Raw genomic sequence first — 21,695 nt, forward strand, 5'->3', positions numbered from 1 at the left:
ATAACCGTCTGCTCGAATAGCGACCAGTTACTGCTTTTTGTACTGCTTTCGTAACGTACCCACCACCGAGCTACCAGCCTGATTCAACAGGCTATGAAGCAAATCACGGCTCGATGGAATGCTGCCGGTTTGGGTGATCAACGTGTAGCTGTCGAGCGCCCGGCTGTCGCCGATAAACGTTTCCCATTGCCCGACCCAATCGGTGCTGACGTAATCAGAGTCGGTCCAGAGGGGAGCGTCAGTGCGGGCGTCGAGCGCGCGTAGTTGCAGATCGAGCCGGGCTTCGATGCGGTGCGTGTGGAGAATAACCGTGCCTTTGATCTTCTCCAGAATGTCGACCACCGTTGAGTCGTTGATGCGCTTGGTACCCACTTTATACAGCTTACTGCTCTCGATGGTGCGGCTCGTTTTGGCGTAGGACTCATCATAAGGCCGGTAGTTCCGAACGGCAAACTGCACCACTTCATGAATGGGCTGGCCATCAAACAGGCGATAATCGCCGTTGTCGGCCACCTCGACCTGATCGGGTTGGTATAGGTGAACATACGGGCTAGGCGTGGTGTGGCGAACCAGGCTTTCATTCACCGACTGACCCAGCGCCCAGGTATCGTCGCGGTCGAGTTCGGGCGTTGGCACGGGCGGCTCAATTAGCACCCGCAGCACCGCGAACGAAAACGCCTCCAGCGACCGTTGGGCCGACTGCTGGTAGCCGGGCACCCATTTCTGGGCCGCCTGGTATTGCTCGTAGGCGGTGCGGGCGGCTAGGCGGTCGGTCTGGCGCTGGGCAAAAGCGGTTTCGGCTAGCTGGTAGCGGTCGGCGGCGGCCAGTTGGCGGGTTTCGGCGAGTGCGTTGGTATAATCGGTGGGGTAATTGGCCAGCCAGTCGGTGGCCACCTGCTGTTCGGCCAGGGGTTGCAGTGCCCGTTGCGCATCGGCGCTCATAGCCTGCAACGTTTCATACTCCGCAAAAACGGCTTCCCACCGAAAGGGGCGCTGTACATCGGCCGAGAGGGCGCGAATCGTGGCCTGATGCTGGTTGTAGCCATTGACAAACGCCCGTTTCACCACCTCGGCAGCCAGCTCGTGTCCCCGTCGACCCCAGCCCTTCGGTTGCCGGAGCCGTTCGCTTGCCTTCTTGACCGCCTCGGCATAATCACCCCGCCGATAGGCCGTCTTTCCGCTGCTACAGGCCATCAGGCCGCCGAGCAGTCCTAGCAGTCCATACGTAAGAAGTCTCATCGCTTTGCCTTTGCTGGTTAAGCGTTTGATCGGACGCATAAACTACGGTTTAACGCGATGTATAAATAAAGGAAAATATTGTGTAGCTAGACGGCTAACGGCTGCTCGTAACGCCCACATAGCTCCGCCACCAAGTACCCATTTCCTGCCTTAACCGACCTGAATCGCTCACAACGACCCATGAAACGTACCCGAATAACGTTATCCTGTTACCTGCTGTTAATCAGCTTAGTTACGCTGGGTCAGCCTACATCGAATACTGTTAAGCCGTGGACGTACTGGTGGTGGATGGGCAGCGCCGTAACCGAACTCGATATTACGCGGCAACTGGAACAGATGGCGAAGGCCGGGCTGGGTGGGGTACATGTTATTCCGATCTACGGCGTGAAAGGCGCCGAAAAACAGGCCATTCCGTTCTTGAGTGCGCGCTGGCTGGCGGTCTTCGCGCATACCATCCGAGAGGCCAACCGGCTGGGGATGGGTGTGGATCTTAGCACCGGCACGGGTTGGCCGTTTGGTGGACCCAACGTCACGCCCGAGATGGGGGCGCAACAGTGGAAGCAGGAAGGCAGTACGCTCGTTGGCGTGCCGACCCGGCAGCGGGTAAAACGCGCCGCACCGGGGGGCGAGGGGCTAGTCGTCGATCCGTTCGACCGGCAGCCTCTGTTGCGATACCTGGCCCGGTTCGACTCGGCGCTGGCTCGCCTGCCGCAACGGCCGCGTGCCCTTTACAACGACTCCTATGAAGTATACGGGGCCAACTGGACGGCCCGCTTTCCCGAGCAGTTTCGGCAGCGGCGCGGCTATGACCTGCTCACCCGACTGCGCGATTTTACCGACACCACCAACGTACCCGGCGCGACAGCCGTGCGCCGCGATTACCACGAAACGGTGGCCGATCTGCTGCGCGATGAGTTTACGGCCGTCTGGACAGACTGGGCGCGACAGCGGGGCTACCAAACACGCAACCAGGCGCACGGCTCGCCGGGTAATCTGCTCGACCTGTATGCGCTGGCCGATATTCCCGAAACCGAATCGTTCGGAAGCAGCCGCTTCCCGATCCCCGGCCTGCGTGTCGACGAAAATTACGAGGTCGACCGGTTTGGGACGCCCCATCCGTTGGCCATGAAATTTGCGTCGTCGGCGGCGCATCTGCTGGGCAAACCGCTGGTCAGCTCAGAAACCACGACCTGGCTGGCCGATCATTTCAAGGTGAGTCTGTCGCAGATCAAGCCCCAGATCGACGAACTGTTTACGGCGGGGATCAACCACATCTTCTACCACGGCACGACTTATTCGCCTCCGGGCCACGACTGGCCGGGCCAACTATTCTATGCGTCGACCAACTACGGGCCGTCGTCGCACAACTGGCCGTTTTTGCCGTTGCTGAACCAGTACGTCACGCGCTGCCAGACACGCCTGCAAGGTAGCCGCCCCGACAACGACCTGCTGGTGTATTTCCCGATTCACGAGTTATGGGCCCGGCGATCACCCTCGGCTGGGGGCGTGCATCTGCTCGAAGTGCACCACGTCGACCGCTGGCTGTTGCCCATGCCGTTCGGGAAATTCTGCGACTCGCTGCGTGTGGCCGGTTACTCGTTCGATTACGTATCCGACGCCCTGCTCGACAGCCTGACGGTTGGGCCGGGTGGTCTGCTTAAAATGCCCGGCGGTACCTACAAAGTCCTGACGGTACCGCCCGCCAATTTCCTGCCCGAACGTACCCGGCAGCGGCTGGCTCAACTGGCCGCGCAGGGGGCCCAGATCGTGTACAATGCCAACCTGACCACGCTGGGTACGTTGCCCATTCGGCGAGAGGGCTGGGCTGCGCAGGGGCTATCGTTTATTCGGAAAAGGGTGGGCGCTGCCACTACGCGGTATTTCGTTGCCAATCTGGGCAATCAGTTTCGGGAGGGCTGGGTCAGGCTATCGGCCAATGGGCAAGTGATGCGGTACGACCCGCTAACCGACCAGACAACGTACCCGGTCCGGCAATCGACTGCGTCGACGGCTGCCGTCTGGCTGCGATTGCCGCCTGGTCAGTCCTGTTTTCTGACCTTGACGGCCACGACCACCGTCGGAAACAAGGTCGTGGCCAACCCGCAGGCGGGCACGGCGGCGTTCACGCTAAGCCAGCCGTGGCGGGTGCAGTTTGGCCACGGTGTACCGGCACTGCGCTCGACGCATACCTTACCTAACCTGGTGTCGTGGACAAATCTGGCCGACTCGGCGGGGTATTTCTGGGGGCAGGTACGTTACAGCGCCACCTTCGATTTGCCCCAGGGCTGGCAGCCGGGGCAGGCGCAACGCCTGAATCTGGGCGACGTGCGCGAGGTGGCCGAAGTGCGTCTCAACGGTCGTCCCATCGGTACGGCCTGGTGCCTGCCCTACGAACTGACCCTGCCGGCCGAGTTGCTCAAGGCGAAGGGCAACCAACTGGAAATCGACGTAACAAACCTCTCGGCCAATTACATGCGGCTCCGCGACGGGCAGAAACCCGACTGGAAGATTTTCCAGGATATCAACATCGTCGATATCCGCTACCGGCCGTTCGACGCAACGCGCTGGCAACCCGTGCCGTCGGGCTTGTTGGGGCCGGTAACGGTCGGTACTCGTTGAGGTGTGGCGCGGCGGGCTAGTGGATGGGGTGATCGAGCCGTTCTTCCTCCAGATCGAGCAGGGCCTCTTCTTTCCGAATGACGTCGTCGTCGAACTCCTGCTTCCGGCGAAATAGCTGCAACGTGCGGCGTTGGGCGGCGATCAGGTCGGTCAGGACGTCGTTGTAGCGGTCGATTTTGCTGGTGTCGCAGTCGAGCGAGTGCAGGCGTTGGCTCGTCAGCTGTCGGTCGGTTTCGAGCCGATTTTTCAGGTTGTCGATCAGTTCGTTATTCGCAACGTCCTCGTCATATTCGGTCGACAGCCGTTTGAGGGCCACGTCGAGGAGTTTTATCCGAATAATCGACTCCTGTTCGTCTTCGGATAGGGGCGAATCAGTGTCTTCGTAACGTACCCAGCGAACCACCAGCGGTAGCGTAATGCCTTGAAAGACAAGCGTAATCAGGATGACGACGAAGGTAATGAACAGGATAAGGTTGCGGTGCGGAAAGGGGGCGCCGTTTGTGAGTGTGAGCGGTACCGACAGCGCCGATGCCAGTGATACTACGCCGCGCATACCGGCCCAGCCCACGATGGTAGGCGCACGCCAACCCGGATTCGTTTCGGCCACAGCGTTGGGCATAACGCGACCCACCAGCCAGGTGAACCCGGCCGATACGTACGCCCCGAAGATGCGGGTTAGGATCACGACCAGCGTAATGAGCAGGGCGTAGGCGGTGGCTTCGTAGGGCGAATAGTCCTCCAGCCCGGCGATGATCACGGGCAGTTCCAGCCCGATCAGGATAAAAACGGCACTGTTGAGCGCAAACACCACCGTGGCCCACATCGAGATACTTTGCAGGCGGGTGCTGTGGTTCAGAATCACGTCGCGCTGATTGGCCATAAACAAGCCGCCGCTCACCACCGCCATAACCCCGGATACGTGCAGGCGTTCGGCTGCCAGATAGAGCGTATAGGGCAGGATGAAGGTAAGCAAGATGCTGATGCGGATGGGCGAGGGAATCCAGCGGTGAATGGCGTAGAACACTCCCGCCACCGCCAGCCCGATGCCGATGCCGCCGAAGGTGACCCACAGAAAGCTGACCACGGCCGTCTGCATGACAAACGTACCGGAGAGCATGGCCGCAAGCGCAAACTGAAACACCGTCAGGCTGGAGGCGTCGTTGATCAGGCTTTCGCCTTCGAGAATGCTCAACAGCCGCCGGGGTACGTTCACGATCCGCAGCACCGAGGTGGCGGCTACGGCGTCGGGGGGCGACACGATGCCACCCAGCAAAAAGCCCAGTGCGAGTGTGAAACCGGGGATGAGCGCGCTCGACACGCTCGCCACGGCGAAAGCCGTAAAGATGACCAGCCCGAAGGCCAGCGTGATGATGATGCGGCGCCACCGCCAGAAGTCGTGCCACGAGGTAAACCAGGCGGCTTCGTAGAGAAGCGGGGGCAGGAAGATCAGAAAGATTAACTCCGATTCGATTTCGATACGCGGTACGCCCGGCACAAAACTGACCAGGAGACCGCTGATTACCAGGAAGATCGGGTTAGGGATGCGTAGGCGTTGCCCCACCGTTACCACCACCGAAATCAGGACCAAAAGCGATAAGCAAAGCAGCAGCGTTTGTTGCATAGGTGTGTGTTAACGACACAGTTCGTGACATGTTCGTTAACAAAGATGCAGCTTGTTACCGTTTTTTAAACCCTGATCCGGCCTGCGTATGCCTTCACGCTAGCGCATCATCAGCCGGTTCAGCTCGCTTTCCAGTTGGGGAATGGGCATTTTTTGCACGAAATAATAGTGCCCTCTACCGGCGGCGTTCCAGGTATTGCTACCGTCCTTGGCGCAGACCAGCCGACCCGGTACCAGATCGAAATAGGGTTCGTAGCCATTGATGGCGGCCAGCACCGCCGTTTCGTCCCAGCTCATGCGCCCGCCCGCATCCTGTTTCGACAGCGGAATGCTGATGGCAAACGCATCTTTGATCGGCGACTGCTGAAGCGCGGCGTTCTGCACCAGCGGCAGGCCGGTGTGGATGGCGTAGCCGATCTCGAAGCCGCTTAGGTAGATGTCGGTTGGCCAGTCGTTGAAGACCCGTTGCGACGATACCGGGTCGCGGTCGACGTTGAATTCTTTACCACTCGGAAACCAGCCGGCCATGCTCACCAGCCGCTTCACTTTCTTTCGCACCAGTTCTCGGCCACTCAGGGGCGAAAACTGGTCTGGTTTTGAGTCGAGCAGATTGGCCATGTTGGTCAGGAACCCCACGGTGCAGATCGTCACGCTGCCGTCGGGCTGCTTGGCCAGCAGGCGGCGGTAGAGCGTCAGGGCATCGTCGGCCTGTGCGTTGCTGACTAGGTCGTGCGGATATCGGGCTACCAGCACCGAATCCCACTTTTGCGAAGCGGTCAGGTTCACGGCCCGGCCCCGCACCACGCCGATAGGCAGGTTGGGGCGTTTGCAATACGTGTTGATCACGTCGAGCACGGCCGCAATGTAGGGCGACTGGTTGGAGGCTACCGTAGCCAGGATGTTCACCCGCCCCGAATCGGCCAGGGTATGCAGGATCGCCATTGCACCCACATCGTCGTAATCAGGGCCGATGTCGGTGTCGAAAATCAGGTTAACGGGGGCTTGGGTCGGTTGGCGTTGTGCTAGTAGCGGCAGGCTGAGCAGCAAGGCCACCAGACAGCTAATCAGGTAGTTCATAACTTTTGGAAAGGAACGAGTAGGTGGTGTATCGAAAAATCGATGGCTACAGGCAAAAGGGCCGATGACTCAGGCGGTTACTTACCGGGCGGCCGTCAGCTGGGTCATTTTGGGCTGATCTTTCCTCGACATCGCAGTGAAAAAGGCGACTAACGAGCCGGACAACAGGGTTTTTGGCTAAACGTTTAGTGCCACTGAGGCCCGTTTCTGCGTTTCATAGGCAGCCGTAGCCCGGAATGATCACCCTCGCTCAACCGGGTTCCTACCAAATTAGCGTTTACCTTTAATCGCAGACGGTGCATACCGTCGTGTTTCGCCTAGCAGTAATGGCTCGTCGTCGTTATAAAGTATCGAAAAAGCCGGTGGGCACGTCGCCGGGTACGTTGACCTACGTAGGTCAGGAAATCAAGCATGAAACAAAAGTTAAACGGATCGAGTATAACGAGGTCGACTACAACGTCGATGAGTCGAGTCGGCTGAGTGCCTGTCAATTACCCCATAACGAAGCGCCGCACGTGCTCTGGATCGACGTCGATGGCATTCACGAAGCGCCGGTGGTGGCTAAACTGGGGCAGCAGTTCCGGCTGCATCCGCTCCTGCTCGAAGACGTGATGAACACCGAGCAAAAGCCTAAAATCGATCTGTACGACGATCATCGGGTGAGCGCGCCGGTGGTGTACGTGACCATGAAAATGCTGCACCCCAACCCGCGGCGGCAGGAGATCGATCCTGAGCACGTCAGTTTCGTGTTGGGGGCCAATTACCTGATTTCGTTTCAGGAAGAGCGGACTAATGATATTTTTAAGCCCGTGCTGGACCGGATTCAGGCCTCGTCGGGCAAAACGCGCCGCAATGGGGCCGATTACCTGCTCTATGCCCTGATGGACCTGATTGTGGACTCGTACTTTGTGGTGGTGGAACGGCTGGGCGAAAAGCTCGACGACGTGGAAGACCGCATCATCCGCGACGTAGCCGGGCGCGATACGTTGGCTATTCTCTACGCGTTGAAACGGGAAATGACCTTCATGCGCCGCCACGTGCAGCCACTCCGCGACATTCTGGGTACGTTGCTACGCGAAGAAACGCCACTGGTGCACCCGCCGACGTTGCCGTTTCTGCGCGACCTGCTCGACCACGTCAACCAGATCATCGAGACCATCGATTCTTACCGTGAACTCATCCCCGGCCTGCTCGACGTGTACCTCTCCACGACCAGCAACCGCATGAATTCGGTGATGAAAACGCTCACGATCGTGTCGGCCATCTTTATTCCGCTCACCTTCATCGCGGGTATCTACGGCATGAATTTCGACAACATGCCCGAACTCCACACCCGGACCGGCTACTTCTGGGTCATGGGTATCATGGTCGCTATCGCGGCCGGCGAAATCATCTATTTCAAGCGCCGGGGCTGGATGTGAAGCGAAATGAACAATGTACAATGAAGCATGTATAATGAGCGATGAACGGTATGGTTAGAGTAGCTACTTGTCAGTGGCTTATGTTGTGTATCAACCCTATACGGTTTTGGAAACCGTATAGGGTTGAGGTGGGCTGTACGCATCACCCATTATACACGATCCATCGTTCATTATTCATTAACTTTCCCCCGTGTCTCATTCGTTAAATCCTTTCTGGCTAACCGACTCGCGGCAGGTGATGGTGCCGGAGCAGAGTGTTTTTTTCGCCATTCGCGGTGCGCACCACGACGGGCATCACTACATCGGCGATCTGTATGCGCAGGGTGTGCGGCAGTTTGTGGTGGAGCAGCGCCCCACCGACGCCGATACGCAATTTGTCGATGCTGAGTTCATCCAAGTGCCCAACACGCTGACGTACCTGCAAGAGGCCGCCGCCGCGCACCGCGCCCGTTTTTCGGTGCCGGTCATCGGGATAACGGGCAGCAATGGCAAAACCATCGTGAAAGAATGGCTGACTCAGTTGCTAACGCCCACGTATACCATCGTCCGCAGTCCCAAAAGCTACAATTCGCAGGTGGGGGTGCCGCTGTCGGTGCGGCAACTCAACGAGCAGCACACGCTGGCCATTTTTGAAGCGGGGATGTCGAAACCCCACGAGATGGCCGCGCTGGAACCGATCATTCGGCCCACGATTGGGCTGTTTACGAACATCGGCACAGCCCACGACGAAGGCTTCAAAACCCGTAAACAGAAGATCGCCGAGAAGCTGCGCCTATTCGTGCGGGCCGACACGCTGCTCTACTCGCTCGATTATACCGATGTGGCCGACGAAATCGATATTTTGATCCGGGCCGTTAACCCCCGTTGTCGGCTGATTGGCTGGTCGGCGCAGCATAACCCCGCGGCAACGTACCTGACTCATGTTCAGGGCGATGTGTTGCAACTGACTGATCGAGTTGATAACCGCTGGACCGTGCCGTTGCCCTTTACCGACGCCGCCTCAGTCGAGAACCTGACCCATTGCCTGGTTACGCTCCTGACCCTGGGTGTGACCGATAATGCCGAGATCAACCGCCGGGTGGCCCGCCTGCGCCCCGTGTCGATGCGCCTGGAATTGAAGGAGGGCATCAACAACAGTGTGCTGATCGACGATTCGTATAACAACGATGTGGCCGGGTTACGGCTGGCGCTCGATTTTCAGAAACAGCAAAGTAACCGCGACCACAAAACCGTCATTCTGTCCGACGTGCTCCAATCGGGGCAGGACGAAGCCGACCTGTACGCTTTCATTGCCCGGCTGCTAGCCGAACAGGGTGTGACGCAGTTGATCGGGATTGGGCCGGTCATTGGGCGCAACCGCGCGCTGTTTGCCCCGAATAGCCTGTTCTACCCAACCACCGACGCGTTCCTGGCCGATTTGCCCAACCGCCTGGCCCGCGAACTGCGCGAGAGCGTGGTTCTAGTGAAAGGGGCGCGGTCGTTTTCGTTTGAGCGTATCGTCGACCGGCTACAGCGGAAAGTACACGGTACGGTGCTGCGCATCGACCTCGACGCGCTGACCCACAACCTGAATTATTACCGCGAAAAAATTGGGCAGCAGACCAAAATTATGGTGATGGTAAAGGCCTTTGCCTACGGGAGTGGTAGCGCCGAAGTGGCGCGGCTGTTGCAGTTTCATCAGGTCGATTGGCTGGCCGTGGCTTATACGGATGAAGGCGTTTTTCTGCGCGAGCAAGGCATCACGTTGCCCATTATGGTGATGAACCCCACCGCCGAAACCTTCCAGACCCTCCTCGATTACGGGCTCGAACCCGAAATTTATTCCATGCGCCTGCTACAGGCCTGGGGGGATTTTGTAGCGCGCGTGGGGCAGGGGGATGAAACGACTCGCTCCCCGAGCCCCGAGCCCCCCGCCCCCTGCCCCCTGCATCTGAAAATCGACACGGGTATGCATCGGCTGGGCTTTCTGGCCGACCAAATGGCCGACGTGGTAACGTACCTGAAAGCGCAGCCCGCGCTTCGGGTGGCCACGGTGTTTAGTCATCTGGTGGGGGCCGATGAAGCCCAGTTCAATAGCTTCTCCCAGCAGCAGTTCGAGACCTTCGGGCGGGCCGTGGCGGTGCTCGAAGCCGGGTTGGGGTATCGGCCCGTGCGGCATTTGCTCAACTCGGCAGGCATTGTGCGGTTTCCTGACTATCGCCTTGACATGGTGCGGCTGGGCATTGGCCTGTATGGCGTCGAGAGTAGTCAGCTGGAGCGGGAACGTGTGCGACCGGTGGGTACGTTGACGACCACCATCAGCCAGATCAAAACGGTGCCGAAAGGCGAGAGCGTCGGCTACAGTCGCCGGGGTGTGCTTGACCACGAGGCCCGCATTGCGACGCTCGCTATCGGCTATGCCGATGGCTACGACCGGCGGCTGGGTAACGGGGTTGGTGAAGTCTGGGTCAACGGGCAGTTGTGCCCTACCGTCGGGAATGTCTGCATGGACATGACGATGATTGACGTAACAAACGCGACGGCCGACGAAGGCGACGAGGTTGAGGTATTTGGCCCCCACGTAACGGTATCAGAACTGGCCCGGCGCCTGAAGACCATTCCTTATGAAGTCATGACGAATGTGAGCGAACGGGTCAAGCGCGTTTTCTACGCGGGGTAGGGAAAGACCGTGGCTCAATGACCAAAAACCAAGCGGTCCGTCGCGGCGGGTCCAACGCTGATGGTGCACCAATACCTGTGCGCCAGCTACCATTGGACCCGCAGCGGCGGACCGCCTGGATTGCAGACCTTGAACAAGGCCTTTTACTCTATGCGATTTGTGCTTTCAGCTTCTGTTCGAGTACTGATTTGGGCACAGCGCCAATCACCTTATCGACCATCTGACCGTTTTTAAACACCATCAGCGTCGGGATGCTCCGGATACCGAACTGAGCCGGTACCTGTGAATGCTGGTCGACGTCCATCTTGGCGATAACCGCCTGACCGTCATATTCGTCGGCGAGTTGTTCAACAACGGGACCGATCATTTTACACGGTCCACACCATTCAGCCCAGAAATCGACCAGAACAGGTTTATCAGAATTAATCAGCTCATTGAAATTAGCGTCGGTGGCTTCAATAGCCCGTGATCCAAGTGCCATAATGGTAAGTGTTATGTCGTTGACATTGATTCATCGAAATAAACAGATGCATGGGGGTTTAGTTCCAGAAGGCCATGCGGGGAGTTGCCTGACAGCCTCGCCGTGCGTAAGTTGACCGCGGTTTAGTTCCAGAAGGCCATGCGGGGAGGGGGTAAACCGCAAACCTGTTTCCTACCAGTCGATCTCGCGCTTGTTCTGCCAGAACTTGCCGGTTTCTGAACGGGGGGCTTCCGTTGCCAGCCAGACAATGTCAGCGGCCCCGTCCTCGACCGACAGCGGGGCGTTGCGGCCACCCATATCGGTACGTACCCAGCCGGGCGAAACCGAGTTGACGGCGATACCCGGCAGGGCACCGGCAAATTGGCGGGTCACCGCGTTGAGCGCCGTTTTCGAGATGCTGTAGGCCGGGGAGTACGCCCGCATCGTTTTCAGCGAGCCCAGTTCACTCGACACGTTCAGAATGCGGGGGGCGTGGCTTTTTTGCAGGAAAGGCAAAAAGTCCTGAATCACCATGATCGGCCCCGTCACGTTGGTCGTGAGCGTTCGGTTGAGCAACTCCACATTCAGTTTCAGAATATCTTCGCCGTGATCGTCCAGCACGCCCGCATTGTTGATGAGCAGGTCAAGATGGTCCGCTTTTTGCGAGAACGTACCTGCCGCCTGTTTGATGCTTAGCGGATCGGTCACGTCGAGTTGAATGAAGGTAGCCTCAAAGCCCCGATCGCAGAGTTGCTGGGCGGCGTGCTTTCCTTTGTTTATATCGCGGGAGCCCACGAAAACGGCATAGCCGAGTTTAGCCAGCTGACGGGCGATTTCGAAGCCAATGCCTTTGTTTGCGCCGGTGATGAGGGCTGTTTTTGGGTGTTCGGTTGTCATAACGAGCGAGCAGTGTTAGTCGATAAAGTCAGATTAAGCTTGCTTTGTTTATGTAAGTGCGCGTTGGTATGCTCCCGTTTCCCGTAAATTTAGCCGTTACCTCAAATGAAGTAGTAAGTAAATAAACTGCCCAACAACTTTGCTCATTGACGTACACGTTCTTCCACAACTTCGATACATAAAACCACGTCGCCCTATGCGATCATTACTCACGCTACTTCTCTTGTGCTGCCTGTCGGTGTCTATTGGTGTCGCTCAGCAACGGTCAACGACTAAAAAGCCCGGTACCACCACCCGCAAGCCGACCACAACCACGCGCAAGCCCGTAACGACTCGCCCCGCCCCGGTGACGCAACCGGCGGCCGTAGAGGTTACGTCGTCGCAGCCGGCTTCGCTCACCTTCCCAAGCACCGAGCCCGACACCGAGCCGATGGACCCGGTTAAAAAGCAGCAGATGTACGATGAGTTGCATGGGGTGAAAGCCAAAACCACCGAGCCGCAGGGCAAAGAGGCAAAGGGCAAAACAGCCAAAGAAAGCCGCCGCGCCAAAGCCGAGGATACCGGCCGGATGCCGTCTTCATCAGCCAGCCGGTCGGCGGGCGAAGGCTCCGAAGCAGGGTCGTACATCGGCGTTCGTGTTGGTGGAAACTACACGACCTACTTAGAATCGCTCCCGATAACGGCTACGATATATGGTTTTCATGCCGGTATCGTTGGGCAATTTGGACGTGGTACGGTCGCTTTTCAGCCTGAGATAAATTTTGTGCAGGACTACGTAACATTGGAGAGCGCCGGACTAAAGCTTAAGAGTACTGAAAGCGCCATTGTTGTTCCATTACTAGCTAAGTTTCAATTCGGACAGCAGGGAAGTACACGGTTTTTTGTGAACGTTGGCCCCTACGGTGCGTATGCCATCAACGATAATTCTGAAGGGATTATCAACTATGGTGGTGCCTTGGGCCTGGGAGTTGGGATACCGACTGGGTCAGGAAAACTGACTATTGAAGCACGCGGTTACTATGGGTTGGGGAGCACTGCTCAGGGCAGTGAATTCGGAAATGTCCCAGGTAAGCCCGTTCAGGCACAGCTCTCGGTTGGGTACCTGTTTCCCCTGGGTGGTCGTTAAACGCCAACGTACCTGGTATCGATTAGACGGGCGACTGCGGTTGCCCGTTTTTCGTTTTCAGGTACGTTCCTGAGACAATGCTGCTCAACCGGGTAGCGTTCACCTTTTGAAATCTGTACTTTTGCGGCTCGATTTGCCCATACGAAATGCCAATTAACCAACGCAAGGTCCTGCGCTACACCGGCTGGACACTACTCGTTATCCTGCTGCTGGGAACCGTAGGCGCTGCCATTGCCTATACCAAGCGCGAACAGTTACTCAACGTAGCCCTCGACCGGGTTATCCGCAAAGCCAAACGCGACTACGACGTTACACTCAACATCGGTTCGGTTAAGTTTACGGGCATGTCGTCGCTGGCAATCACCAATATCGACGTGGTACCCGCCAACCGGGACAGCCTGGCCCACATCAGCCAGATGCAGGTAGGCGTGCGGCTGTGGCCGCTGCTGGTCGGCGACGTGGCGCTCTCTGACCTTGCCGTGCACGACGGATTTATTCAAGTGGTCAAACGCGATACGCTCACCAACCTCGACGCCTTTTTGAAGCGCCGTAAGGATTCGACGGCCGTCGTTACGGAGAAAAAGCGGAACCGCACCGATCTGTCCGACGTGGCCGAGCGGGTCATCAATAACCTGCTGACGAAAATTCCCGACGACCTTGACGTCAAGAACATCGACCTCCGGTTGATCGACGACAGCACCCGGCTGACGCTTATGGCTACCGAAGCCCGGATCGACGACGGCGACGTTACCTCGACGTTCCTGCTGAATAAGAACGAAGCCATCTGGCACATTACCGGCACGGCGTCCCCGTCTGACAAGGAATACAACATCGACCTGTATGCCGTCGGCAAACCACTGGAAGTAAAGTACTTGCAAAAGCGGTTTAAGCTGAAAGCGCAAGTCGATACGCTTCATGCCGAGCTTCGCGACGTCGACCGGTCGAGGGGGGAATTCCGGCTGGAAGGCGTGGGGTCAGTGCGGAATTTGCGGATCAACCACCCGGCTGTGTCACCCACCGACGTTGTGGTGCAGCGGGCCGCGCTGGATGCTAATCTGTTTGTCGGCGAAAACTACGTGGGCATCGATAGCTCATCAACGCTCTACCTGGGGGAGGTAAAAGCGCGTCCGTTCGTCAAATACACGCTCACGCCCACCGATAGCGTGCCCAGCAAGTTGTTCGACGTGCAGTTGCATACCGATCCGCTCGATGCGCAGGCGTTGTTTAATTCGTTTCCCAAAGGCCTCTTCAATACCCTCGACGGTATGCAGGTCACGGGTAAACTGCGGTACGATCTGTCGCTTCAGTTCGACACCGCCCTGCCCGATTCGGTCCGGTTCGACTCGGGTCTGACGCCCGACAATTTCCGGATCGTGCGGATGGGCCGCGTCGATTTTCGCCGGATTAACCAGCCGTTCATTTATACGCCCTACGAAAAAGAGAAGCCCGTTCGCGACATCATGATCGGGCCGACCAACCCCGACTTTACGCCGCTAACCTATATCGCCCCTGACCTGAGGAATGCGGTGCTTACCTCGGAAGATTACAATTTTTTCACGCATAAAGGCTTTAATGAAAAAGCCTTTCGGGTGTCGATCGCTACCAACTACAAGCAGAAAGCGTTTAAGCGCGGAGCCAGTACGATTTCAATGCAGTTGGTGAAAAACGTGTTCCTCAACCGTAACAAAACGCTGTCGCGAAAGGTCGAAGAAATCCTGATCGTGTGGTTGATGGAAAACGAGCGGCTGGTGTCGAAGGAGCGCATGTATGAGGTTTATCTGAACCTCATCGAATGGGGCAAAAACATCTACGGCATCGGCGAAGCAGCCCGGTATTATTTCGACAAGACACCGGCTGAGCTGAATCTGGGTGAGAGTATTTTCCTGGCTTTCGTGATTCCGAGCCCCAAACGGGCACTCAATTATTTCCAGCCCGATGGGTCGTTGCAGGTACGTAACGTGCGCGGTTACTTCCGCATTATTGGCCGCATCATGGCCAAGCGTGGCCTTACTCAACCCGATAGCGGGGCCTACGGATTTTATGATGTTCGGTTGCGGGAAGGGCTTCGGCAGCAGGTATTACCGTCTGATTATTACGGCCCTGATAGCCTGAATGTTGACCAAACCGACGAAGGCGGCGATATGGACGATCTGTTCAAGCGCCTCTTTAACGGTAACCGCGAAGAGCAGGAGCGCCCGGCCACCGAGTCGAATCAGGAAGAAGCGGCCACCGCCCGCCCGGCCCGGCCCGCCGATGTTCCCATAGCGGCTGGTACCAACGTCAGCGCCGATACCGTGAAAACGCGCAAGCAGCTTCGGCAGGAGCGCCGCGAACGCAAACGCCGCGAGAAAGAAGAGCGGCAGCGCGCCGAAGAAGAAGCCGAACAGAATCAGTAACGGGTAGCCTGACTGGGATGGTGTAGGGCATAACGGCTGGTGCGAGTAGAATCCACCGGCCGTTATGCTTTAAACTTTGCCCTAAATCGGCACTTCCCCCAACTTTAAATAATTATATTTGTTGTCTAATTGACAAGTCTCATTTTCAGCCATTATAATTTGACAGCAGCATGGCCATTATGATTACCGAGGAGTGCATCAACTGTGGTGCCTGCGAACCCGAATGCCCCAACACAGCGATCTACGAAGGTGGAGTCGAGTGGACGTGGGGTGGCGGTACTGCCCTCGACGTGGTTGACTTTGGCGACGGCACCGTTGTAAGCGGTAAAGCGCCACAGACCCCCGTTTCGAACGAGTTTTATTACATCGTTACCGATAAATGTACCGAGTGTAAAGGGTTTCACGAAGAGCCTCAGTGTGCAGCGGTATGCCCCGTCGATTGCTGCGTGCCCGATCCTGAGCACGAAGAAGACGAGGATACCCTGCTCGCCAAGAAAGCCTGGCTGCACGCGGAAGAGTAAGTCTGAATAGTCGGCACAAAAAGAGTCCGGTGTCTGGAATGTCTATTGTTTAAGTGCGTAAGCAACACTAAACAGACATTCCAGACACCGGACTCTTTTTGTGCCGACTATTCAGACTTGAGACTTACCGCACCACGTTGAACAACCGGTTCCAGCGGATTTTGCCGGTGGCGGTGGCTGGGTTCGGGTCGATCGACATCCAGATGAAAACGGCTTTACCAACGATATGGTCGGCCGGTACAAAACCCCAAAAACGCGAATCGAGCGAATTGTGGCGGTTGTCGCCCATCATGAAGTAATAGTCTTGCTTGAAGGTGTAGGAGGTGATGGGCTTGCCGCCAATGCTGATCGCCTTATCGGTGACCTCCACATTTTCGTTCCCCTCAAATTTCTTGATCACCGGCCCGTAGAGCGAGATTGTTTTCTCGTTGATCTGGATCGTTGCACCTTCTTTCGGTACGGTCAGCGGCCCGAAGTTATCGACGGTCCAGTTGTACTGAGCGGCTCCGTAGATGGGCGAGAAAGCCGAGGGCGTTGGGGCGGGTTCTTCGTCGTAGGGCGTAATTTTCTTCACCCAATCCATCGCCTTGAACTGATCGATCACCTCGGCCGTCGTGTTGATCTTGTAGCCAATGATCTTGTTGGTTTTTGAGACGCTGTCGGCCTGCTCGATGGGCTGCCAGTTGTACGTCTGATTGGGGTAGTCGTTGATGATCTCGTACTGCCGGAAGAAGGCGTCGTCGAGGTCGGTGCGGTTCGTTTCGATGAAGTAGGTCAACTGCGACTTGGGCGGTACCTCAAACGCTTTCCCGTTGACGAACGCCTGCCGGTGGCGCACTTCCACCACATCGCCGCCAATGCCGATGCACCGTTTGATGTAGTTGGTTTTCAGGTCGGTCGGGTACTGGTCTTCAGGCGGGTAGTTGAACACCACCACATCGCCGTTTTTCACGCTTGAAAAACCCGGTAACCGAAACTGCGGCAACTGAATCCAGTCGAGGTACGACGGGATTTCGGTACCCCAGATTTTCTGGTGGGTCAGCGGTACCTGCAAGGGTGTTTTGGGCGTGCGGGTACCGTAGTGAAACTTACTGACAAACAGGAAATCGCCGACCATCAGACTGCGCTCCATCGAGGGCGTGGGGATGGTGAAGGCTTCCATGAACAGCCACCGAATGAGGGTGGCGGCCACCACGGCAAAGAGGATCGAATCGAACCACTCGCGGATGGGCGATTTCGTTTTGACCGGCTTGCCGGTTTGGATAGGCGTTTTAACGTCAGGCACGATGTCTAGAGTGTTTCAAATTAGCTATACGAAGGTACGGGATTTAACGCGAAGCGATAAACGATAAGTGATGAATGGGGAAGAAGGGGAGCGTTATGGACTATGAATGATGAGCTATGAATAATGAAATGAGGGCATCCATTGAGTTCGCTGGGTACGTTCTGGCTCGTAATTCAGCATTCATCACTCATCAGTACGTTACTGTTAGCTGTCGCCCAGTAGGTCATCCATGCCAAAAACGCCCTGCCGCCCGGCGAGCCATTCGGCGGCCGTTACGGCACCCAGCGCAAAGCCCTGACGGCTGTGGGCCACGTGCGCAATTTCGATCCGATCAACCTCCGATTCGAAGCGCACGATGTGCGTGCCAGGTACGTTGCCTTCCCGGACTGAGTCGATCACGACGGCGTCGGCTGTATCCCCATCGGCGGGTTTGTCGGCTTCCGAAACGGCCCAACGCGTTTTCTGCGGCAGGTTCTCAAGCAACCCTTCGGCTAGGGTAATGGCGGTGCCTGAAGGCGCGTCTTTCTTTTCGGTATGGTGTACCTCGGTCATCGACACCTGGTAACCGGGGTAGTTGTGCATGAATTTGGCCAACACCTTATTCAACCGGAAAAACAGATTGACGCCGATGCTGTAGTTGGAGGCGTAGAAAAATGCGCTACCCTGCTCGCGAACGGCCTGCTCAATCTCGGTACGGTGGGCGAGCCAGCCCGTGGTGCCGCAAACGACGGCCCAACCCCGGCTGATGCAATAGCGCAGGTTGTCGACGGCCGACTCGGGTGAGCTAAACTCAATCACTACGTCGACGGCGTCGTCGGCGAGGGCGTCCATGTCGGCGCGGTTGCTGAGGTCGATCCGGCCAACAATCTGATGACCGCGTTCGAGCGCAATCTGTTCAATGGCCCGGCCCATTTTGCCGTAGCCTACTAAGAGAATCGTCATAAGTGGAAAGGAGCCGTTGCCTCCGGTGAGCCGCCACAGCGAACCACCCGCAACGGACTATTTAATCACCATCGTCAGTTTGATACCCGGTACAAAACTAACCGCTGAGGTGGGAATGAGCGTAGGGGCGTATTTGAGCGTCAGGCTATCCGACACGTCGAACGTTTTCAGGTGGGCCGATACGTTGGCATCGACGATGTTGAGACCGTAAAAAAGCGCCGTGAAAATGTAGTTGTAATCACGCCAGCGTCGCCAGAAATCGGTGCCTTGTTTGAGCTGATTCAGGTTAAGTTCACGACCTTTTACGATAGCCGTTTTGGTCCGGCCAGGGTCTTGCCCAGGGACAGTCTTCAGATTGTAAGCCTCCTGGTAGCCAGCCAGATACTCCTGATAGTTACCGGTATAGGTAATGATGAAGTAGGCAAAAGTGCCAAAGCCCGCGTAAATCACCGGGATCTTCCATTTCTGCCGATTGTAGAATTGGCCCCAGCCGGGCAGAATAACCGAGCGGATGGTCGCCTTCTTCGGAATGATCTTGTTGATTTCGGCTTGTGCAGCGGCTGACACCGTTAGCGTATCAACCGCTGGCGCCAGCGAATCGACCAGCTCTTCCATGTCATTGGCCGCTGAGTCAACGGGGGGCAGGGTGTCGGGAGGCGTGGGCCGGATCACAGGTCGTTGCCGGGTGGTGTCGGTCGTTTGGGCCATTGCCACCGACGTACCCAGCAGGAGGGTAAGGACAAAAAAGGAGAGAAGAGCTTTCACGCAATAAAATCCGGTAGTGACGCAACCGGCGCGAACATCATAACAGCTACGTAACGCCAACGCCGGTTTGTTTGGCCAACGAGTTGACTTAAAAAAGCTTAACTGACTAAGCAGTCGAGCTAAGCAACCGGTCCCAAACCGGGAACAAAGGTAGGCGATTGTAAGACAGGTTCGATGGCGTATGAACAGGTAAGCGCAGTATTGAGTGATCCAATGATCTGGCCTACGGCACTATACGTATCGACCAGTTTATGTTACTTATAAAGTAAAACAGAAAAATACTCGATTGCTTAGTGGAAAATTTAGCGACCGCTCAGTGTATTTTACTCGATTATTAATGTAACCAACTATGGGTAGCCCTACTTTTATACTTAGATAAATATATATTTTCATATATGTATTTATGGTGACGCCCTTGATCGCTCACGCCTTGCATTGGTCTACTTATCAGTTTTCACCTAATGGCTACTCTATCGATTACATCTACGCCTTGCTGTCCGGAGTGTAAAAGCGACGACTCGGTCAGCCGCATCAAGCGAACTTATTTAGTGAGGCATTTCCTGCCTTTTTTGCCGCTCAGGCGCTACTACTGCCACCAGTGCGTGCGCACGTTCTGGAAGCTGAAGCGTAATCGCTAAGCTGCGGTCACCCAAGGCTCGCCAGGCGTGCTCAGACTGCCAGCCGTTTCACTACAGAAAAGCCCCATCCAATAATTGGATGGGGCTTTTCTGTAGTGAAACGGCCTGATACTTGTTTAGGCCGAGTAGTTCAGGACGTTCAGGATGCGGTCGAGTTCCTCCTGCGAGGTAAACGGAATCTTGATCTCCCCCTGATGCTTTTCATCGGCTTTGATGATCACCTTCGAGCCAAACATCGACGAGAGTTTAAATTGCAGACTCCGCATTTCCTGTTTGGGCAGGGTCGTCTTCCGGGCGGGCAGGGATTCTTCCGTAACCGAGAGGTTGCGTACGGCTTCTTCCACTTTGCGCACCGACCAGTCTTCGTCAATAATCTTGTTGAAGAGTTTGATCTGCGTCTCGGGGTTGTCGATGTTGATGATCGCCCGGGCGTGGCCCATCGAAATCCGGGTATCGCGTAGCGCCGCCTGAATCACAGGCGGCAGTTTCAGCAATCGGATGTAGTTGTTGACCGTCGTGCGGTTTTTGCCCACGCGTTCGCCCAGTTCTTCCTGTTTCAGGCTGCATTCGGTGATGAGGCGCTGGTAGGAGAGGGCAATTTCGATCGAGTTCAGGTTTTCGCGCTGAATGTTCTCGATCAGGGCCATTTCCAGCATTTGCTGGTCGTTGGCCGTCCGCACGTAGGCGGGAATGTGCAACATCCCGATCAGCTTGGACGCCTGCAAACGCCGCTCGCCCGAGATGAGCTGATACCGGTCTTTGCCGAGTTGCCGCACCGTGATGGGCTGGATGATCCCTTGCACCCGAATGGAATCGGCCAGTTCGTTGAGGGCTTCTTCGTCGAAGCGGGTCCGCGGCTGGAAGGGGTTGGTCTCGATCTGTTCAATGCCGATTTCGGTCATCGTGCTGATCGACTCATACGGCGACGGCTTGGCCTGACGCCCGTCGCTGTCCTGTAACAACGCGCCCAGACCCCGGCCGAGGCCCGTCAGTTTGTTGCTCTTGATGTTACCAGCCTTGGCATTCGTTGTGTTCATCGAGGGAAGAGTTTTCTGTTTTCAGTTTCCTGTTCTCAGCTAAGCCCAACAGCCCAATTTGGGCGATGCGGGTACCTGAAAACGGGCAACTGAAAACTCTTTTTAAACCGTCTCTTGCGGCATTAGGCCGTTTTTAATTAAAATCTCGCGGGCCAGGTTCAGGTAACTGATAGCCCCCTTACTATCGGCATCCTGCGCCAGCACCGGTACGCCAAAACTGGGCGATTCGCTGAGGCGGATGTTCCGCGGAATGATGGTGTGAAAAACCATCTGCTGGAAGTGAGAGGTTACCTCACCCACCACCTGATTCGACAAACGTACCCGGAGGTCGTACATCGTCAGCAAAATGCCTTCGATGGCCAGGTCGGTGTTCAGGCGCGATTGAATGATCTTGATCGTGTTGAGCAGCTTGCCCAGCCCTTCGAGCGCAAAGTATTCACACTGTACGGGAATAATCACCGAGTCGGCAGCGGTAAGGCTGTTGATGGTGATCAAACCGAGCGAGGGCGAGCAGTCGATGATAATGAAGTCGTAATCGTCGCGGATGTGGTTCAGCGCGTCCTTCATCTTATCCTCCCGGCTTTGCAGGTTGATCATCTCGATCTCGGCCCCGACCAGATCGATGTGCGAAGGCAGCAGATCAAGGTTAGGGAAGTCGGTCTGAATGATGGCGTCGCGCGTTTGCACGTCTTCGATCATGCATTCGTAAATGCTGTATTCGATTTCCTTGGGGTTATAACCGAGGCCCGAGGTCGAGTTGGCCTGAGGGTCAGCATCGACGATCAGCGTTCGGAACTCAAGAGCCGCCAGACTGGCCGCTAGATTGATTGTTGTTGTGGTTTTACCGACGCCGCCCTTCTGGTTGGCAATGGCAATAACTTTACCCATGGGTTTGTTACGTTGCAGTCCCAAAGATGTTGGAACGTTCCATGCTTTCCAAGAATGTTTCACGAAAATGTTCCACAAATTACCCCACGTCCAGATCGGGCTGC

16 protein-coding genes are annotated in these 21,695 nt (G+C 56.5%); 6 read left to right on the forward strand and 10 right to left on the reverse strand.

Going from position 1 to position 21,695, the window contains the following annotated elements:
- Positions 1-27 precede the first annotated feature (27 nt).
- Positions 28-1,239 carry a hypothetical protein gene (locus tag FAES_RS14840; RefSeq protein ID WP_041258990.1) on the reverse strand — a complete coding sequence of 404 codons (1,212 nt, stop codon included), beginning with the start codon at positions 1,237-1,239 and terminating at the stop codon, positions 28-30.
- 180 nt (positions 1,240-1,419) lie between these two features.
- Between FAES_RS14840 and FAES_RS14845 the strand changes: the two genes are divergently transcribed.
- Positions 1,420-3,858, forward strand: coding sequence for a glycosyl hydrolase (locus tag FAES_RS14845; protein WP_083891490.1), 2,439 nt, complete (start codon positions 1,420-1,422; stop codon positions 3,856-3,858).
- A 16-nt stretch (positions 3,859-3,874) separates the two neighbouring features.
- Here FAES_RS14845 and FAES_RS14850 read toward each other — a convergent pair whose 3' ends face one another.
- Together FAES_RS14850 and FAES_RS14855 are read right to left on the reverse strand one after the other, a co-directional pair.
- Positions 3,875-5,479 carry a Na+/H+ antiporter gene (locus tag FAES_RS14850; protein ID WP_015332052.1) on the reverse strand — a complete coding sequence of 535 codons (1,605 nt, stop codon included), beginning with the start codon at positions 5,477-5,479 and terminating at the stop codon, positions 3,875-3,877.
- Positions 5,480-5,578: 99 nt separating this feature from the next.
- Positions 5,579-6,556, reverse strand: coding sequence for a nucleoside hydrolase (locus tag FAES_RS14855; RefSeq protein WP_015332053.1), 978 nt, complete (start codon positions 6,554-6,556; stop codon positions 5,579-5,581).
- A gap of 326 nt (positions 6,557-6,882) precedes the next feature.
- Between FAES_RS14855 and corA the strand changes: the two genes are divergently transcribed.
- Both corA and FAES_RS14865 read left to right on the forward strand, forming a co-directional pair.
- Entirely contained in the window at positions 6,883-7,977 is a 1,095-nt protein-coding gene (gene corA, locus FAES_RS14860) for a magnesium/cobalt transporter CorA (RefSeq protein WP_015332054.1), read from the forward strand.
- Positions 7,978-8,167: 190 nt separating this feature from the next.
- Complete coding sequence (locus tag FAES_RS14865) at positions 8,168-10,636, forward strand: bifunctional UDP-N-acetylmuramoyl-tripeptide:D-alanyl-D-alanine ligase/alanine racemase (protein WP_041257911.1); 2,469 nt, start codon at positions 8,168-8,170, stop codon at positions 10,634-10,636.
- 148 nt (positions 10,637-10,784) lie between these two features.
- On the opposite strand, the gene trxA is transcribed toward FAES_RS14865, so the two are convergent.
- Both trxA and FAES_RS14875 read right to left on the reverse strand, forming a co-directional pair.
- Entirely contained in the window at positions 10,785-11,117 is a 333-nt protein-coding gene (gene trxA, locus FAES_RS14870) for a thioredoxin (RefSeq protein ID WP_015332056.1), read from the reverse strand.
- A gap of 171 nt (positions 11,118-11,288) precedes the next feature.
- Complete coding sequence (locus tag FAES_RS14875; protein WP_015332057.1) at positions 11,289-11,993, reverse strand: SDR family oxidoreductase; 705 nt, start codon at positions 11,991-11,993, stop codon at positions 11,289-11,291.
- Positions 11,994-12,189: 196 nt separating this feature from the next.
- On the opposite strand from FAES_RS14875, the gene FAES_RS29025 reads away from it, so the two are divergent.
- The 3 genes from FAES_RS29025 to FAES_RS14890 all read left to right on the forward strand — a co-directional run bounded on the left by FAES_RS29025 (position 12,190) and on the right by FAES_RS14890 (position 16,036).
- A complete protein-coding gene (locus tag FAES_RS29025) occupies positions 12,190-13,119 on the forward strand; it encodes a porin family protein (protein WP_015332058.1) in 930 nt (309 codons plus the stop codon).
- Positions 13,120-13,265: 146 nt separating this feature from the next.
- A complete protein-coding gene (locus FAES_RS14885; RefSeq protein ID WP_015332060.1) occupies positions 13,266-15,515 on the forward strand; it encodes a biosynthetic peptidoglycan transglycosylase in 2,250 nt (749 codons plus the stop codon).
- 170 nt (positions 15,516-15,685) lie between these two features.
- Positions 15,686-16,036: a 4Fe-4S binding protein gene (locus FAES_RS14890; protein WP_015332061.1), complete on the forward strand. Its 351-nt coding sequence runs from the start codon at positions 15,686-15,688 to the stop codon at positions 16,034-16,036.
- A 124-nt stretch (positions 16,037-16,160) separates the two neighbouring features.
- Here FAES_RS14890 and lepB read toward each other — a convergent pair whose 3' ends face one another.
- The 5 genes from lepB to FAES_RS14915 all read right to left on the reverse strand — a co-directional run bounded on the left by lepB (position 16,161) and on the right by FAES_RS14915 (position 21,591).
- A complete protein-coding gene (lepB, locus tag FAES_RS14895) occupies positions 16,161-17,321 on the reverse strand; it encodes a signal peptidase I (protein ID WP_015332062.1) in 1,161 nt (386 codons plus the stop codon).
- Between the two features lie 204 nt (positions 17,322-17,525).
- Complete coding sequence (gene dapB, locus FAES_RS14900) at positions 17,526-18,263, reverse strand: 4-hydroxy-tetrahydrodipicolinate reductase (protein ID WP_015332063.1); 738 nt, start codon at positions 18,261-18,263, stop codon at positions 17,526-17,528.
- Positions 18,264-18,320: 57 nt separating this feature from the next.
- Positions 18,321-19,028 carry a DUF5683 domain-containing protein gene (locus FAES_RS29030; RefSeq protein WP_051054159.1) on the reverse strand — a complete coding sequence of 236 codons (708 nt, stop codon included), beginning with the start codon at positions 19,026-19,028 and terminating at the stop codon, positions 18,321-18,323.
- A 754-nt stretch (positions 19,029-19,782) separates the two neighbouring features.
- A complete protein-coding gene (locus FAES_RS14910) occupies positions 19,783-20,703 on the reverse strand; it encodes a ParB/RepB/Spo0J family partition protein (protein ID WP_015332065.1) in 921 nt (306 codons plus the stop codon).
- Between the two features lie 102 nt (positions 20,704-20,805).
- Positions 20,806-21,591 carry a ParA family protein gene (locus FAES_RS14915; protein WP_041257914.1) on the reverse strand — a complete coding sequence of 262 codons (786 nt, stop codon included), beginning with the start codon at positions 21,589-21,591 and terminating at the stop codon, positions 20,806-20,808.
- Positions 21,592-21,695 lie beyond the last annotated feature (104 nt).

This window comes from Fibrella aestuarina BUZ 2 (assembly GCF_000331105.1).
Classification (GTDB): Bacteria; Bacteroidota; Bacteroidia; order Cytophagales; family Spirosomataceae; genus Fibrella; species Fibrella aestuarina.

Coding starts and splice junctions, on each gene's coding strand:
- FAES_RS14875 (WP_015332057.1), bottom strand. CDS start 11,993: ATGACAACCGAACACCCAAAAACAGCCCTCATCACCGGCGCAAACAAA.
- FAES_RS14845 (WP_083891490.1), top strand. CDS start 1,420: ATGAAACGTACCCGAATAACGTTATCCTGTTACCTGCTGTTAATCAGC.
- FAES_RS14850 (WP_015332052.1), bottom strand. CDS start 5,479: ATGCAACAAACGCTGCTGCTTTGCTTATCGCTTTTGGTCCTGATTTCG.
- FAES_RS14885 (WP_015332060.1), top strand. CDS start 13,266: ATGCCAATTAACCAACGCAAGGTCCTGCGCTACACCGGCTGGACACTA.
- dapB (WP_015332063.1), bottom strand. CDS start 18,263: ATGACGATTCTCTTAGTAGGCTACGGCAAAATGGGCCGGGCCATTGAA.
- trxA (WP_015332056.1), bottom strand. CDS start 11,117: ATGGCACTTGGATCACGGGCTATTGAAGCCACCGACGCTAATTTCAAT.
- FAES_RS14910 (WP_015332065.1), bottom strand. CDS start 20,703: ATGAACACAACGAATGCCAAGGCTGGTAACATCAAGAGCAACAAACTG.
- FAES_RS14890 (WP_015332061.1), top strand. CDS start 15,686: ATGGCCATTATGATTACCGAGGAGTGCATCAACTGTGGTGCCTGCGAA.
- FAES_RS14915 (WP_041257914.1), bottom strand. CDS start 21,591: ATGGGTAAAGTTATTGCCATTGCCAACCAGAAGGGCGGCGTCGGTAAA.
- FAES_RS14855 (WP_015332053.1), bottom strand. CDS start 6,556: ATGAACTACCTGATTAGCTGTCTGGTGGCCTTGCTGCTCAGCCTGCCG.
- FAES_RS14840 (WP_041258990.1), bottom strand. CDS start 1,239: ATGAGACTTCTTACGTATGGACTGCTAGGACTGCTCGGCGGCCTGATG.
- FAES_RS29025 (WP_015332058.1), top strand. CDS start 12,190: ATGCGATCATTACTCACGCTACTTCTCTTGTGCTGCCTGTCGGTGTCT.
- corA (WP_015332054.1), top strand. CDS start 6,883: ATGGCTCGTCGTCGTTATAAAGTATCGAAAAAGCCGGTGGGCACGTCG.